Below are 15788 nucleotides of genomic sequence, written 5' to 3'. Positions count from 1 at the left end.
GTTTTTTAAAGTGTGTTATTTGGTTAGCTAGTGAGATTTTTTTATTCCCCATTCTATAGCACCCTTCAAATGTTGGAGAAAGAGTGAGTCAGCATACATTTGTGGCACATGACCCAACGCGGTTTGAAAAACGCGTCCCTCGCCAACAATCTTATACCATACCAGCGGGTGGTCTCCCATTCTTTGGTGGGCTTCCGGGAACCAGCGATTATCATCCACGTCATATGAATCCTCATCTATGGAGATCAAAACATGTACATCACCTCTGGGGTTTCGGTCGAAGCTATACCATTCGTCTTCAAGAATCCAAATAGAATCGGGTAAAAATGAGGTAGCCGGATGTGTTGGGTCTTCAATGATGAGTTTCCCTTCTTGCACCGGTGGATGCCCGGTAAACATAGCTCCAACAGCTTCTACAAACCATGGCCAATTGTTTTCGGTTACCGTGCCGGTGTGGATGGTCACCAATCCGCCTCCCGATTCTACAAAATGCCTCAAGGCATTTTGCTGATCGGAGCCCAGAATATCTCCCGAAGTAAGCAGAAATACCACAGCATCAAAGTAGCTTAAATTTGCGGGAGTGAAGAAAAGTGAATCTTCGGTGAAGTTTAAATGCCATTTGTTGTCCTTGCCAAGCTTTTTCAAAGCCTCTTTTCCTGCGGGGATGGCATCATGCCTAAAATCGTTGGTTTTGGTGAAAACCAGGATAGATGTTTTTTCTTGGTGGGATTGTGTGCCTGACAGCATAGCCAACGAAAAGATGAAAATAATTGCTTTTAAATTCATGGATTGGTCTTTTTACTTAGAAAATAGGTTTCCATCATGGTTACCCCATGATGGAAACCTATTTTGTTAATAGTATCTGCCAAGAAGCGGATGCTCAACAATGATTCTTTTGAGTTCAAGGTCGTTTATCACCCCCTGATGTTTGTAGATGATATTTCCTCCGGGTTCAATCAAGAGAGTATATGGAATGGCTCCTCGCCAGTCGGGGTCGATGGCATTAATCAGATCGTCTCTCTTGGTGTCGTTGAAAATGAAATTGCTGACAGCCATATGATTGTTTCTGAGAATACGCAATGCGTCATCTTTTTTGTCGGGACTGTCCGCTGAAATCATGACCATTTCAAAACGGCGGTTTCTATAGTATCGGTTAATTTCTAATAAATCAGGTAGCTCCTGAACGCATGGGCCACACCAGCTTGCCCAAACATTCACCAGTCTCAGATTTTCAGTGTCGTTTGCCATGATCTCTTTAACCCCATTTTTATCAATGAAATCAATGTTGATTTCTTGTTCTTTCCATTCACGGTTTATTCGACTCACCCACTCATCAAGCCACGACCATTTTACAGAACACCCAAAAGCGGAAGTTCTTGGGTTGGAAACTTCCTCTCCGGCCAAAATCTGGTCAACTGCTTTTCTCAAATCTTCCCCATTAGCTGTTCCCGGACGCTCAATTTCATCCATGCGGCCATTATAGCGAAGTTTTCTCTCGCTGTCGAAGACAAAAAAATGAGGGGTTGAAACCGGACCAAATAATAGAGAGACTGCATGATTATCACCATCATAAAGATAGGTAAAATTGTAACCTTTGTGTTCGGCTCTGATGGACATGGTTTCAAAAGTGTCGTCCAGATCGGAGTAGCTGCACTCCTCAGGAAGCAGTCCAAATGGACTATTTGGATTAATAGCTACCAGGGTAACGCCTTTGTCCTGATAATCTTCAACAAAACGAATGATTCTATCCTCGTAGGCTTGGGAGGTAGGACAATGGTTTGAGATGAATGCAATAACCAATATTTCAGCATTGGAAAATTGTTCATGAGATACCATTTGACCATACATGTCAGGAAGTTCGAAAGGAGGCATTTTTGATCCTGTTTCAAGTGTCTCAACTTCCATGCGTTCCAGAACAATTGGATTTGGTTCGAACAGGTCACCATCCCTGGAGGGAACTTTGCAAGATTGAATAGCAGAAAAAGCCATTACTGCAATGGCGCAGTTTCTTAAAAAGATATTAATTTTCATAACCATATGTTTTTTATCGAGTTAATGTAATAATAAAATTTTATTTCTGCTGTTTTTTTTACTTGATGTCTGTTAGAATGATATATTAGTACAAATTTTTGATAAAATAATATCGCTTTATAGAGCAACATTTAATCAATTTAAACTTATTTGCTGCTATTGATTAATCCCTGATTGGTTATTGCAAATATCAAATAACATCAAATCCTCAATTAAAGATCCCAATTTCGAAGAATCCTCAAGAAGACGGAGGTATGAATGATTTGTTACTGTCGCCTCAATCCACCTGTTGCCACCATTTTCATCAGCTTTGTTATATCCTCCCTTAATTTTATCCCACCACAAGCCAACGCCGCCACGCACTGCATAAAGCACTGCAGTTTGATCATAGGTTGCGTTATTAAGAATTCTACCCTGAAAGTTCTCTTTCATCCAGGGGGCATGCTTGCTAAAATGCTTAAATCCCAAATAGAGAGGGTGGTTTTGGTCAATATTGTTGAAGGCATATCCGGTTTGAATCTGCAAACCAAGTTCGTACCCGGAAAAAATAACAGGCATTCCCAGGTTCTCTAATACAAACTTTGTTACTCCGGGCATCCCTCCACAAAAATTCCATTCCCATTCACCTTCAGGATATTGACCTCCCATGATGACCATCTTTTTTACTTTTTTATGGAGAAGTTCTTTCCCATTTAGTCCTGAATGTTCACAAGGAGTTGATTCAAGTACTCTCTTGATGTTTTTTAAAGGGCCAACACAAACTATAACGATGCTTGAATCTGGTTGGTCTGCAAGGACTTTTCTGTATAAGTCGGTTGTTTCCGGCACATCTTCATAATTAAGTTTATGTGGCAGGTTTTCTGAAATGATTTTACCATGGTTAAAATCTAAGGTATGCGTTCCTCCCGACCTTACCCCGATAGGAATGTTCGAATTTCCGTAAAACCTGTTTACGGCGTCAACCATTGGTACGGCGTATTTTTCCGTGTTCCAGATCATAACTGCCAGTAGCTCGCATTCTCCATTTTTTACAAATCCGTGAAGCATCGCGAGGGCACCAAGATCGTCGGCATCACCGCCGATATCGGTGTCAAAGATGATTTTAACTTGTGCCGGGCTCACGGTAATAAATCCTAAGATAAGAACCAGAAGTACGATTGTTTTTATTTTGTTCTTTGCCATGATTTTTTTGATGATTTAGTTGTTCCTATAGTGATAAGGGGTTTTGTGAATTTGCTTCATCGAATGGATCCTGTTACAATAGATCGTTAGTCCCGAATATCTCGGGATTAGATTATTAGACATTAGATGTGAGTAAGCTTCTTGTTACCAGCTGATTGAACAATACAACAATAAATTTATAAACGTTTGATAATTAAGTTAATAAAAAAGATTAACGAACTATTACTGTTAAAATCAGGACTGAATTTGAATGCTCAATGGTCTGGTAGTCTATACGAATATACAAAAAAAGATATAGCAATTTGTCTGTTGATTACTTAATAAGCTTATGAAGCAAAGACCTGAATACATTCAATGGGCTAAAGAAATTTTTGAACAGATAAATTTATGACAAAACTCTTTTTTTTCGTGAAAATTTTGAATCAACCAGAAAAATATCATAGTTTTGTCATGTAAATAATCTTTTACCATATGATTTTTATTCATCACAGCAATGCTCATCATCATCTCCTTTCATAAGGGGTGGGCTTGTTGTGTGCATAATATAACAAAAGGCTTACCCTGTGTGGTAAGCCTTTTTGCGTTTTGTATAATATAAATTCTAACAATATAGTTATGGAAACGAATATTGAAACAACTTTAAGAATTGCACTTCAGAAAAAGGGAAGACTTCATGACGACAGCATGGGGCTCATGAAGGAATCCGGTATTAAGTTTAATATTGGCAATGGCCGTTTGGTTGCACAGTCAACTGGTTTTCCCATCGAAGCACTTTTCTTAAGAGACGATGATATTCCTCAATCGGTTTTTGACGGAGTGGCAGACCTGGGAGTAGTTGGAGAAAATGAATATGCCGAGAAAGGATACGAGCTGGATATCGTTAAGCGTCTGGGGTTTAGTAAATGCCGCTTGTCCCTTGCCATTCCTAAAAGTGAACATTACACCGGAGTAGGCTGGTTTAATGGAAAGAAAATAGCCACTTCATATCCTGAAATACTAAAGAAATTTTTTGCCGAAAAGAAAATTCAGGCCGACATACATGAGATAGCGGGGTCTGTTGAAATAGCTCCGGGAATTGGTTTGGCAGATGCTATTTTTGATATTGTTAGTTCCGGCAGTACATTGGTTGCCAACAGTCTGAAGGAGGTGGCAGTGGTTATGAAATCTGAAGCGCTTTTAGTGGCCAATAAAAATCTTGATGAAGAAAAACGGGCACTTCTGGAGCAGATGCTTTTCCGTTTTGATGCCGTACAGGCAGCAAACTCAAACAAATATGTGCTTTTAAATGCTCCAAATGAAAAGGTTAAAAATATCGTTGATATTTTACCGGGCATGAAGAGTCCTACGGTTCTTCCACTTGCCGAAGCGGGTTGGAGTTCAATTCATTCGGTAATTAACGAAGATAAGTTCTGGGAAGTGATTGACCAGTTAAAAGAGAACGGAGCACAGGGAATATTGATTATTCCGATTGAGAAGATGATTCTGTAACACTATTAAAGTTGGTTATTATGCAGACGTATGTTAATCCGCCACGTAATCAGTGGGACGAGTTGCTACAGCGGCCTCAGTTAGATGTCTCCGGATTATATGAGCAGGTACAATCTGTGCTGGATGAAATAGAGGTTGGCGGGGATCAGGCAGTTTTAAAATACAGCCGGATGTTTGATGGCTATGAAAGAGCTGAATTGCAAGTGAGCGAGGAGGAGATTGCCGCTGCTTCATCAAAAATAAGTGAAGAACTTAAAAAAGCCATTGAAACCGCAGCACAAAATATCAAAACGTTTCATGCCACCCAATGGCAATTAATGGAGAAAGTTGAAACCCAACCGGGAGTAATCTGTTGGCAAAAGAGCGTTCCCATTGAGAAGGTGGGATTGTATGTTCCTGGTGGTACTGCACCATTATTCTCCACGGTGCTCATGTTGGGTGTCCCTGCCAAAATTGCCGGTTGTCGGGAGATTATACTTTGTACCCCTCCCGGAAAAGATGGAAAAATTCATCCGGCCATTCTTTATGCAGCCAGTGTGGCAGGAATTGATAAGATTTACAAGATAGGTGGAATTCAGGCCATTGGGGCAATGACTTTCGGTACAGAAACTGTTCCTAAAGTTTATAAAATATTTGGGCCCGGTAATAAGTATGTCACTGCAGCCAAGCAGTTGATAAGTCTTAAAAATACGGCCATTGACATGCCGGCGGGGCCATCAGAAGTGTTGGTCATGGCCGATGAATCGGCCAACCCTGCATTTGTAGCAGCAGATCTGTTGTCACAGGCTGAGCATGGCGCAGGAAGTCAGGTCATTCTGCTCACCACAGTTCCGGAACTTCTGGATGCTGTAATGGCCGAAGTTGAAAAGCAGGTAAAATCACTTCCACGGGAAGAGGGAGCAAGAGGTGCGTTGAACGATAGCAGAGCTTTTTTGCTGACATCCATCGATGAGATGATAGAAATGAGCGACCTCTACGCCCCGGAACATCTTATTTTGGCGGTTAATGATGCAGAAGAGGTGGCAGACAGGATTATTAATGCCGGTTCGGTTTTTATTGGACATTATACTCCCGAAAGTGCAGGTGATTACGCATCTGGAACAAACCACACATTACCAACTTATGGTCATGCCAGAACCTATTCCGGAGTGAACATCGACAGCTACATCCGTAAGGTTACATTTCAGCAAATTACGCCGGAAGGGTTAAAACAACTGGGACCTGTAATCCAGGAAATGGCTGCAGCAGAAATGCTGGAGGCACACAAAAATGCTGTCACCATCAGATTAAACGAAATTGGAGATTAAGCGTGAATACTCGGAGAAACTGAATGGTTTCTGTGCGCATGATTGCCAGGCTTTTGTTATGCGTCTTTACGTCTCTGCGCCTATTCAATAGTACTAAGAATCTTATAATAAAAACATGAGGTCACTCACTCAACTATTAAGAACCAATATACAAAACCTTAAACCCTATTCATCGGCACGCGATGAATATACAGGTGAAGAAGGAGTTTTCCTTGATGCCAACGAAAATCCTTTCAATGAACCTTACAATCGTTATCCCGACCCTTATCAGCGAAAGCTGAAAGCTATTATAGCTGAATTAAAGGAGGTTGATGCTGCCCAGATATTTTTGGGTAACGGCTCGGATGAAGCCATTGATTTGGTCTATCGCGCCTTTTGCGAACCGGGTATTGATAATGTGGTATCCATTGACCCAACATACGGGATGTACCAGGTAGCTGCCGAAACCAACGATGTTAAGGTCAAAAAAGTGAAACTAACTTCCGACTTTGAATTGGATGTGGCTGCCTTGCTTGATGTGGTTGATGCCAATACCAAGATGTTGTGGATATGTTCACCCAATAACCCCACCGGTAATTGTTTCAGAGAGACTGATGTAGAAACGATCTTGAGGAAATTCGATGGTATAGTTGTTCTGGATGAGGCTTATGTTGATTTTGCTCCGGGACGTTCAATGCTGGGAAAATTGAATAATTTTCCCAATCTGGTTGTGATGCAAACATTCTCCAAAGCATGGGGGATGGCAGGTATTCGTTTGGGAATGGCATTTGCTCAGCCTGAAATCATCAAGATTTTAAGTCGCATAAAGTATCCATACAACCTGAATATTCTCACTCAGAAAAAGGCCATGGAGCTGATATCTCAAAACAAGGAGAAAACAGAGCAGTGGATAAAACTTTTGCTGGATGAGCGAATAAAATTGGCTTCTGAGCTGAAAAAACTACCGTTTGTTCATCACATTTATCCTTCTGATGCTAACTTTTTGCTGGTCAGAACCACTGAACCCAAAAGGATTTATAATTTTCTGGTGGACAAGAAGATCATTATTCGCGACCGTTCTACAGTCACTCTTTGTGAAGGGTGCTTGAGAATAACAGTAGGATCTCCCGAGGAGAACAGGATATTAATGGATGCGTTGCGCTTATTTGTGTAAATGTAAAAATTAGGTGTTATGAGACTCTACAGGGTGCTGATAATATTTTATCTGATAGTGAATTCTCAATTATTATTTAGTCAAGAGATGATTCCTTTGTGGGATGAAAGCATCCCATTTAACAGGGATGGGCTTGCTGTAAAGGAAATAAACGAAAATCACCGGGTTTCACGTGTTTCTGTTCCTGGTATATTCCGCTTTGCTGCATGTGAAATGGCTGTAAAACAGAAGCCGGCTATTATTATAGTTCCGGGTGGAGGATACGCTCGTCAGGCTACAAATCATGAAGGCGTTATGGTGGCTAAGTGGTTTGCTTCACGTGGTTACGAAGCTTTTGTGCTGAAATACCGTTTGCCGGACGAAGAAATTGTTACAACTCCGGCCTTCACTCCATTAATTGATTTGCAGCAGGCCATTCATCATGTTCGTAGTAATGCAGATAAGTATGGTGTTGACGCTGATAGAATTGGGGTCATCGGCTTTTCTGCCGGCGGTCATTTGGCCGGTTCGGCATCAGTGATGTTCGATGTTCCGGTAAATAAAGAATTAAAGGAGGAAGATGTCCGACCTGATTTTTCGATTCTGGTATATCCTGTTATTTCGATGGATGATGAAATCACCCATCGCGGAAGTAAAGTCAACTTATTGGGTGAAGATCCGTTGAGTGAGTTTGTGGAGTTGTTTTCTCTTGAAAAGCAGGCTTCTCCGGAAGTTCCAGTCACTTTATTAGTCCATTCGATGGACGATAGAGCAGTGCCGGTGGAAAATTCACTTCGCTATGCAGACGCTTTGTCTGAAAAAGGAGTGGATGTTACTCAGTTGATTCTTCCTTTTGGAGGACATGGATACGGATTTCGGGAAAACTCAGGAGTTGAATACTGGATAGAGCTTCTGGATGTTTGGTTAAAGAATAAAATAGATTAACACTTTACTATAAATGAAGAAGAAAGTTCTCTTTATCGATCGCGATGGAACAATCATAAAAGAGCCACCTGTGGATTACCAGGTGGATAGCTTGGAAAAACTGGAGTTTTTCCCAAAAGTAATCAGGAATTTGCATCTTATCGCATCCAAATTGGATTTTGAACTGGTTATGGTAACCAATCAGGATGGATTGGGAACAGCATCCTTTCCGGAGGAGACTTTTTGGCCTGCTCAAAATAAAATGATGAGTACTTTGGAAGGTGAGGGCATTGAGTTTTCGAAAGTGCATATTGATCCGTCAATGCCGCAGGACAACTCCCCGAACCGCAAACCTGGAACGGGAATGCTTACTGAATACTTCTCCGAGGAGTATGACCTGGCCGGATCTTATGTTATCGGCGACAGGCTGACTGATGTACAATTGGCAAAAAACCTTGGCTGTAAGGCCATTTTTGTACAGGAACAGGAAAAGGGTTCAGTCATGCTTGAAGATCAAAATCTTAGTGAGTATGCGGTTTTTGTATCTGCTGATTGGGATGAAATTGCCGCTTTCTTATTTTCATCGGAGCGAACTGCTGTGGTCGACAGAGCCACAGCCGAAACCAAAATACACATCGAACTCGATTTGGATGGAACCGGAAAATGTGATATTTCAACCGGCCTCCATTTCTTCGATCACATGCTGGAGCAGATTGGACGCCATTCCGGGTGCGATTTGACCATTAAAGTAGATGGCGATTTGCATGTGGATGAGCACCACACGATTGAAGATGCCGGGCTTGCTTTAGGCGAGGCTTTCAGAAAAGCCTTGGGTGATAAAAGGGGGATTGAGAGATACGGTTTTTGTTTACCTATGGATGATGTGCTGGCACAGGTTGCCATTGATTTTGGCGGCCGTCCATGGTTGGTGTGGAATGCAGAATTTAAACGCGAAAAGGTAGGAGATATGCCTACTGAGATGTTTCACCACTTCTTTAAAAGTTTTAGCGATACATCACTCAGCAACTTGAATATTAAAGCTGAAGGTGGAAATGAACACCACAAAATAGAAGGAATTTTTAAGGCTTTCGCGAAAGCCATTAAAAATGCCATTCGTAAAGATATTTTCAGCGATCAGCTGCCAAGTACAAAAGGAGTGCTTTAGCACTCCTTTTTTTCCATATCACTCAAATGTAAATCGAGAGCTTTTACCGAGATCTGGATTTCTTTTATAGATGTACCGAGTGAAAGAATCAGTAAAACCAACGCAACGCCAAAAATGATTTCGGCTGCAGTTTGCCATCCAATATAAATCAAAAACATACACAGCACACAAAGCAACAAGCTGGCTATGCCCATGATTTGCATGGAGCGGGTTAATATTAACCGTTTCCTCATGTTTTGTATTTGCCCATACAATATGTCGTTGGGAGATTGTATGAACTTATCGTGCAAAGCCCTAACCACCGAGGCATAGGCCAGAAACCGATTGGTGTAGGCCAGCAATATCAGAGATATTGCAGAAAATAGCAGTGCCGGTGTGGTCAGTGTGAGTTGCTCCATAATCCAAGTGCGTTTACCATAAGTGATGAACTTCTTTCTTTATATGATTTTTGTAAATCTCATTCATTTGAGACACCTGCTCAGGTGTCAGATCCGGGAAGTCGTATACTGAAAGATTAGACGTTACATGCTCTTTTTTTGATGCGCCCGGAATGATGCAGCTCACTTCTTTAAATTGCAATATCCACTTTAAGGCTGCCGGTGCAAGATTTTCAACGCCGGGGAATACCTCTTTGAGCTCTTCAACAACCTTTAATCCCAGGTTGTAATCAATTCCGGAAAAAGTTTCGCCTTTATCAAAAGCCCCACCATTGCGATTAAAATTTCGATGATCATCTGATGTGAACTGCGTGTCGGCTTTAAACTTTCCAGTTAACAACCCACTAGCGAGAGGGACGCGCACAATGATCCCAATGTTCCGTTTCTTTGCTTCTTTAAAAAACAGTTCTGAAGGTCTTTGCCTTAAAAGATTAAAGATGATTTGAACCGTGGTTACATTTGGATATTCAATGGCTTTTAAAGCTTCCTCAACTTTTTCTACGCTGACTCCCAAATTGGCAATTTTCCCTTGCTCTTTTAGCCGCTCAAATCGTTCAAATATTTCAGGCCGGTAATAGACTTCGGTAGGGGGACAATGCAACTGAATTAAATCCAGTTGTTCTAACCCAGTGCGTTTTAAAGTGTCCTCAACGTATTTTTGAAGCACATTCGGCTGGTAGCCTTTGCTCACATGCGGATTGATCTGTCGCCCACATTTTGAGGCAACATATATTCGTTCCGATCGGCTGCGCACCACTCGTCCAACAGCGGTTTCGCTGAGACCGTTTTCATAAACATCGGCCGTGTCGATAAAGTTTACCCCATTATCTATGGCGGTGTTAATAATCTCATCGGCCAGTTTGTCATCAAAACCTGAGCCCCATTTTCCTCCTACCTGCCACGTGCCAAGAGAAATTTCTGAGATGTTAAATCCTGTTTTTCCTAGTTGACGGTATTGCATTTTATTCTGTTTTAAGCATGATTAAAAATGAAACTCCGGGACATTGCTGGACGCTTGTTTGTATCCATCTCTTTTTCTTTCTTAAAAGAAAAAGGTCGTCTCTTTTGAAATTTGATCTATCAAATATACTGATTTGATAATTGAAAAATGATAATCTCACAGGTTTTTCAAAACTTCTGAATAGTATTCTCTAAGATTTGAGTCAATAGACACTCCCTGCGTTTTGTGAATTTATGTATTGTGTTCTTTTTAATCTTAGTTATTTCATTAATGTCCTCCTTTATAATGATTTTATCCACATTCTGCACGGTGTTTTTAACTTATTTTGTAATTAGGATTTTTCAGAGGAAGCATCTCAAAAGAAAATTCCCGGTTTTATCATATCGTCCTCCTAAATTTTCAACTTACTGGGGTCGTTTTAATGTCTTGCTTTAACTGTTGTTTTGGTTCATGAAGACATTGGCTTTGAGGACTGTGAGAGGGCAGCGTTTAACTCTATCCTGATTGCTGTCTATAGTCATATGAGAATCGATTTATCGACATATTATAAACAAAAGAAAAAAACATGAAAAAAAAGTGTTTAGTTATCAGAAGTTTACTTTCTCTGTTCTTTTTAGCAGTAGCTGGAGAATTGGTGAGTAATAACAATCAATTATTAGCGTCCGATGCAAGTGTCGGTTCGCATTCGTCCAGTATCATAAGTTTCACTTCTGTGGACGGCTATTTTCCTTTGGCCGTAAGTGGAAAGCCTGTGCCTTTATATACTCATTCGGATGATTACCAGGGAGTCATACGTGCTTTGAAGGATCTGCAGAGTGATTTTGAGCTTGTTACCAGGAACAAGCCGAAACTTTCAACAAAGTCAGTTCCAAAATCCAAAAGGATTGTGATTGCCGGTACCCTTGGCAATAATCAGGTTATTGACAAGCTTGCAGAAGAAGGAAAAATAAATGCAGAGGAGTTAGACGGAAAGTGGGAGAAATTTATTATTCAGGTTGTTGATAATCCCGTTAAAGGTGTAGATCAGGCATTGGTTATTGCCGGTAGCGACAAACGGGGAACCATTTTTGGAATTTATGAAATTTCAAGACAAATAGGAGTTTCTCCATGGTACTGGTGGGCTGATGTTCCTGTTGCTCATCAGCCAAATCTTTATGTGTCGCCAGAACGATTCACACTTGGAGAACCAAAGGTACAATACAGGGGAATATTCCTTAATAACGATGAACCTGCATTAGGGAATTGGGTCAGACACTCTTTTGGAGGGTTTAATCATCAATTTTATGAAAAAGTTTTTGAGTTGATTTTAAGACTCAGAGGAAATTACTTATGGCCTGCAATGTGGGGTAAAGCTTTTCACGACGATTGCCCACATAACGCTCCTTTGGCTGATATGTATGGTGTGGTGATTGGTTATACTCACCATGAACCAATGATGAGAGCTCATATTGAATGGGAAAGATATGGAGAAGGTGATTGGGATTACCAAACCAATGAAGAAGGGCTGAGGAAATTCTGGATTGAAGGAATAGAAAGAATGAAGGACTATGAGAGTACTGTTACTCTTGCGATGCGAGGAGATGGAGATGAACCTTTGAGTGAAGAGGCGAACATTGAGCTTATTGAAAGAGTTGTGAATGATCAAAGAGAGATTATTCAAAACCACGCAAAAAATCCGGATGATGTAATTCAGATTTGGGCTCTCTATAAAGAGGTAATGGATTATTACAACAGAGGCATGGAAGTTCCTGATGATGTGTTAATCCTGCTCACCAATGACAACTGGGGCAATATTCGTTACCTTCCAGATCCTGAAGCTGCTGCAAAGCGTTCCGGAGGATGGGGGATGTATTATCATTTTGATTATGTTGGTGGCCCGAGAAGTTACAAGTGGATTAACACCATACAAATTTCGAGAATATGGGAACAGATGAACATTACTTATCGTCACAACATTGATAAATTGTGGTTGGTAAATGTTGGAGACCTAAAGCCAATGGAGTTTCCTATTTCTTTCTTCCTGGATTTTGCCTGGAATCCTGACGCTATCCCAGCTGATGTGATGGGACAATATCCAAAATGGTGGGCTCAACAACAGTTTGGGAAAGAGTTTGCAGAAGAAATTGCACACCTGTTAAATGAATACACAAGAATAAACTCCAGAAGAAAACCTGAATTATTAAATGAAGATACATATAGTATCATTCATTTCCGTGAAGGTCAAAGAGTGGTTGAGGAGTATAATAATTTGTTGAAGAAAGCTGAACGAATTAACGGAAAAATTTCAGAAGAGTACCGGGATGCATTTTTTCAATTGGTTCTTTATCCGGTAAAAGCATCAGCCAATTTAAATGAAATGTATGTTTCTGTGGCAAAAAATCGTCTGTATGCCAGGCAATTGCGCTCAAGTACAACGGAAATGGCGGACAAGGTACGTTATCATTTTGATATGGATGCCAAGCTTAATGATAAGTACCACAGCATAGCTGATGGTAAATGGATGCATATGATGTCCCAAACGCGTATTGGTTATACGTACTGGAATCAGCCTCCATGGGACGTTATGCCCAATGTAACTGTTGCCACACCACATGACCCTGCCGATATGAGGGTAGCAATTGAAGGCTCAGGATATGCATGGCCACAAGCTGGTCGTAACAGACAAGAAGCCGTGTTGCCTAAGTTTGATAAGTTTAATCAACAATCATTCTATATAGACGTGTTTAACCGGGGAAGATTTTCATTTGAGTATTCTACAGATACAGATGTGCCCTGGTTATTGATTGACAAACCTGCCGGTACAGTAGAGAAACAAGAGCGCTTATTAGTCAGTGTAGACTGGAATCAGGTTCCAGATGGTACGCATCGTCAACCCATAAGGATAAGCGGTCCCGACAATAGAATTATTACTGTTTATGCCGAGGTGTTCAATCCTTCATATCCGGCTCGTGAGAATGTTCAGGGATTTGTTGAGGCCAATGGTTATGTATCCATTGAAGCGCCGAATTTCACCCGAAAGGTTGATTCAGAAAATGCATGGTGGAAGTATGTTCCTGATTTAGGAAGAACCTATGCTTCTATGGTGTCTTTCCCTGTATTGGCTGATATTCAGACCCCAGGAGATCAGGATGCTCCAAGGTTGGAATATGATATGCACCTTTTCTCGGAAGGCGAAGTAACTGTTCATGTATACTTGGCTCCTACCAAAAATTTTAAACATGAACGAACAGGTTTGAAATATGGCATCTCTTTTAACGACGAAGAACCACAGATTGAGAATATTCATACCGAAATATTAAACTGGGGAGATTACAGTTACGGTGCTCCAGAATATGGTGTTTGGGCCAGTTGGGTGTCAAATAATATCAATGTACGTAGAACAACCCATACAATTGATAAACCAGGTAAGCATACTCTTAAAATCTGGATGAAGAACCCAAATGTAGTTATCCAAAAAATAGTTGTGCAAACGGGAGATATGGGTGAGACTTACTTAGGGCCACCGCAAAGCTTTTTTAATAAATAGATTGGAGAAATGATTTTTTAATAAAAACACCCCGTGAATTTCACGGGGTGTTTTTATTTACTTTTGACAGAGGAATGACCAATGGTCATCTTTTCCGCATATCTTCTGTTTTTTATTTAAACAGCATCGGAACAAATTCAGTTAAATATAAACGCCAGTTATCCCATGTATGACCTCCCTCACTTTCTCGATAAGTGTATGGCATGTTAATTCTGTCCATTATTTTTCTCAACTCAACACACTGTTCGTAAAGAAAGTCTGTCTTCCCCATGGCTATCCAGTAAAGCTGGTATCCGTTATCTTTTTGATTTATAAGAGTCTCTTCGAGGTTTTTGTATACGGGAGAAGTGGCATCTCCTGAGGGAAAAACAGCACCTGAAAACAACCCAATGTAATGAAAAGTATTTGGATAATAGCGTGAAATATGAAGGGAATGGAATCCTCCCATCGATAAACCGGCAATGGCTCTTGCTCCGGGGGATTGTTTTACTCGGTAGTTACTTTCAACAAAGTTGATAACATCCATAAAAGTTTCTTCCATTTTACCATCCATGGTGTTCGGAAGTTGCATGGTTGGTTTAACAAACCCAAGGCTGGATTCTCCCGGAGCTGCTTCCTGATAAACATTTCCATTTGGCATCACAACTATCATTGGTTCAGCTTTTCCCTGAGCTATTAAATTATCCAGAATTTGGGAGGTGCGGCCCAAAGCCATCCATGCCTCTTCATCGCCACCCATGCCATGTAACAGATACAAAACAGGATATTCTTCATGGCTTGTTTCATATCTGGGTGGGGTGTAAATGGTGATTCGACGGTTCTTATCATTTTCCGGCGAATGATACCATTGGCGTGTGATGGTTCCGTGAGGAACATCATTGACTTTATAATAATCTCCTTGACCACAACTTATTATAAAAACGTTGGTTAAGGTTGCCACATCCCTTATAAGGTATACATTGGATGGGTCGTTCATTCTCATTTTATCAACAAAAAATGAGTAGCCATAAAGATTGGACTCCAATGGTTCGGTAGTATAAATCCATAAGTCATCTTCAGTTTTTTCCATCTCAACAAGTCCCGGATTCCACCCTTCTGAAGGGATCCAGTCGCCTGTAAGTTGAACCTGATTTGCATGGGGAGCATGCAAACGAAAAGTGACGGAATTGTCATCGTTTATTTCCGGTGAAACAATTTCAGATCCACCCCAAAGTGCTTGTTGTGCCATTGTATGGATAGAAATAAGATGCATTAGAGCTAAGAATAATAAGTTTTTTTTCATGTGTCTATAGTTTGTATTTTAATCCCGAGTACTCGGGATGGAACTCGCCAATCCAGTCATACTTATTTCGACTGGGCTCAGTAAATCGACTGTTTGAGAAGGTTTTATCATGGCTTGTTTCATATAATTTATTTTTAAATTTCTTCGGGACTTGTTTTATATAACCTGTATTATTCACAAATTATCTATTACGATGATCAACTACCTGCTAAATACTGACGTCCTCAATAAAATTGACTTGAAAATAATCAATTATTACCTTCATCAATTTTCTTTGCGGTTGTCCGTATTTATTGGTATTTAATAATCTCATAACGACAATTCATGAAACGAAGTTCGACCTATGTCAATAA

At 40.6% G+C, this 15788-nt stretch carries 12 protein-coding genes; 6 read left to right on the top strand and 6 right to left on the bottom strand.

Annotated features, from left to right (window positions below; genetic code table 11):
• Nucleotides 1-27 precede the first annotated feature (27 nt).
• The 3 genes from EV194_RS00890 to EV194_RS00880 all read right to left on the bottom strand — a co-directional run bounded on the left by EV194_RS00890 (nt 28) and on the right by EV194_RS00880 (nt 3213).
• A complete protein-coding gene (locus EV194_RS00890) occupies nt 28-786 on the bottom strand; it encodes a ThuA domain-containing protein (protein WP_243699290.1) in 759 nt (252 codons plus the stop codon).
• Nucleotides 787-852: 66 nt separating this feature from the next.
• Nucleotides 853-2031, bottom strand: a complete 1179-nt coding sequence (locus tag EV194_RS00885; protein WP_165921767.1) for a redoxin family protein — start codon at nt 2029-2031, stop codon at nt 853-855.
• 156 nt (nt 2032-2187) lie between these two features.
• Complete coding sequence (locus EV194_RS00880; RefSeq protein WP_132431140.1) at nt 2188-3213, bottom strand: nucleoside hydrolase; 1026 nt, start codon at nt 3211-3213, stop codon at nt 2188-2190.
• Between the two features lie 615 nt (nt 3214-3828).
• Here EV194_RS00880 and hisG point away from each other — a divergent pair.
• The 5 genes from hisG to hisB all read left to right on the top strand — a co-directional run bounded on the left by hisG (nt 3829) and on the right by hisB (nt 9229).
• Nucleotides 3829-4701, top strand: coding sequence for an ATP phosphoribosyltransferase (gene hisG, locus EV194_RS17135; RefSeq protein ID WP_132431138.1), 873 nt, complete (start codon nt 3829-3831; stop codon nt 4699-4701).
• Nucleotides 4702-4721: 20 nt separating this feature from the next.
• Nucleotides 4722-6008: a histidinol dehydrogenase gene (gene hisD / locus EV194_RS00870; protein ID WP_132431136.1), complete on the top strand. Its 1287-nt coding sequence runs from the start codon at nt 4722-4724 to the stop codon at nt 6006-6008.
• Between the two features lie 115 nt (nt 6009-6123).
• Nucleotides 6124-7161 (top strand): histidinol-phosphate transaminase, encoded by a 1038-nt coding sequence (hisC, locus tag EV194_RS00865; RefSeq protein ID WP_132431134.1) that lies wholly within the window; start codon nt 6124-6126, stop codon nt 7159-7161.
• 18 nt (nt 7162-7179) lie between these two features.
• Nucleotides 7180-8085, top strand: a complete 906-nt coding sequence (locus EV194_RS00860) for an alpha/beta hydrolase (protein WP_132431132.1) — start codon at nt 7180-7182, stop codon at nt 8083-8085.
• Between the two features lie 13 nt (nt 8086-8098).
• Nucleotides 8099-9229, top strand: coding sequence for a bifunctional histidinol-phosphatase/imidazoleglycerol-phosphate dehydratase HisB (hisB, locus tag EV194_RS00855; RefSeq protein WP_132431130.1), 1131 nt, complete (start codon nt 8099-8101; stop codon nt 9227-9229).
• Here hisB and EV194_RS00850 read toward each other — a convergent pair.
• Entirely contained in the window at nt 9226-9627 is a 402-nt protein-coding gene (locus EV194_RS00850; protein WP_079556071.1) for a DUF2721 domain-containing protein, read from the bottom strand. The genes hisB and EV194_RS00850 overlap by 4 nt on opposite strands.
• Before the next feature lie 13 nt (nt 9628-9640).
• Nucleotides 9641-10627, bottom strand: coding sequence for an aldo/keto reductase (locus EV194_RS00845; protein ID WP_132431128.1), 987 nt, complete (start codon nt 10625-10627; stop codon nt 9641-9643).
• A gap of 565 nt (nt 10628-11192) precedes the next feature.
• Between EV194_RS00845 and EV194_RS00840 the strand changes: the two genes are divergently transcribed.
• Complete coding sequence (locus EV194_RS00840) at nt 11193-14153, top strand: glycosyl hydrolase 115 family protein (RefSeq protein ID WP_132431126.1); 2961 nt, start codon at nt 11193-11195, stop codon at nt 14151-14153.
• Nucleotides 14154-14265: 112 nt separating this feature from the next.
• Here EV194_RS00840 and EV194_RS00835 read toward each other — a convergent pair whose 3' ends face one another.
• Entirely contained in the window at nt 14266-15435 is a 1170-nt protein-coding gene (locus EV194_RS00835; RefSeq protein ID WP_132431124.1) for an esterase, read from the bottom strand.
• Between the last annotated feature and the right edge of the window lie 353 nt (nt 15436-15788).

The organism is Natronoflexus pectinivorans, assembly GCF_004345615.1.
In the GTDB taxonomy this organism is placed as follows: domain Bacteria; phylum Bacteroidota; class Bacteroidia; order Bacteroidales; family Marinilabiliaceae; genus Natronoflexus; species Natronoflexus pectinivorans.
This window is presented reverse-complemented; position numbering and strand designations above follow the sequence as displayed.

What these genes read in the sequence shown, in the direction of transcription:
- hisB (WP_132431130.1), top strand. Translation starts at nt 8,099, where the DNA reads ATGAAGAAGAAAGTTCTCTTTATCGATCGCGATGGAACAATCATAAAA.
- hisG (WP_132431138.1), top strand. Translation starts at nt 3,829, where the DNA reads ATGGAAACGAATATTGAAACAACTTTAAGAATTGCACTTCAGAAAAAG.
- EV194_RS00840 (WP_132431126.1), top strand. Translation starts at nt 11,193, where the DNA reads ATGAAAAAAAAGTGTTTAGTTATCAGAAGTTTACTTTCTCTGTTCTTT.
- hisC (WP_132431134.1), top strand. Translation starts at nt 6,124, where the DNA reads ATGAGGTCACTCACTCAACTATTAAGAACCAATATACAAAACCTTAAA.
- EV194_RS00845 (WP_132431128.1), bottom strand. Translation starts at nt 10,627, where the DNA reads ATGCAATACCGTCAACTAGGAAAAACAGGATTTAACATCTCAGAAATT.
- EV194_RS00860 (WP_132431132.1), top strand. Translation starts at nt 7,180, where the DNA reads ATGAGACTCTACAGGGTGCTGATAATATTTTATCTGATAGTGAATTCT.
- EV194_RS00835 (WP_132431124.1), bottom strand. Translation starts at nt 15,435, where the DNA reads ATGAAAAAAAACTTATTATTCTTAGCTCTAATGCATCTTATTTCTATC.
- hisD (WP_132431136.1), top strand. Translation starts at nt 4,722, where the DNA reads ATGCAGACGTATGTTAATCCGCCACGTAATCAGTGGGACGAGTTGCTA.
- EV194_RS00890 (WP_243699290.1), bottom strand. Translation starts at nt 786, where the DNA reads ATGAATTTAAAAGCAATTATTTTCATCTTTTCGTTGGCTATGCTGTCA.
- EV194_RS00885 (WP_165921767.1), bottom strand. Translation starts at nt 2,031, where the DNA reads ATGAAAATTAATATCTTTTTAAGAAACTGCGCCATTGCAGTAATGGCT.
- EV194_RS00850 (WP_079556071.1), bottom strand. Translation starts at nt 9,627, where the DNA reads ATGGAGCAACTCACACTGACCACACCGGCACTGCTATTTTCTGCAATA.
- EV194_RS00880 (WP_132431140.1), bottom strand. Translation starts at nt 3,213, where the DNA reads ATGGCAAAGAACAAAATAAAAACAATCGTACTTCTGGTTCTTATCTTA.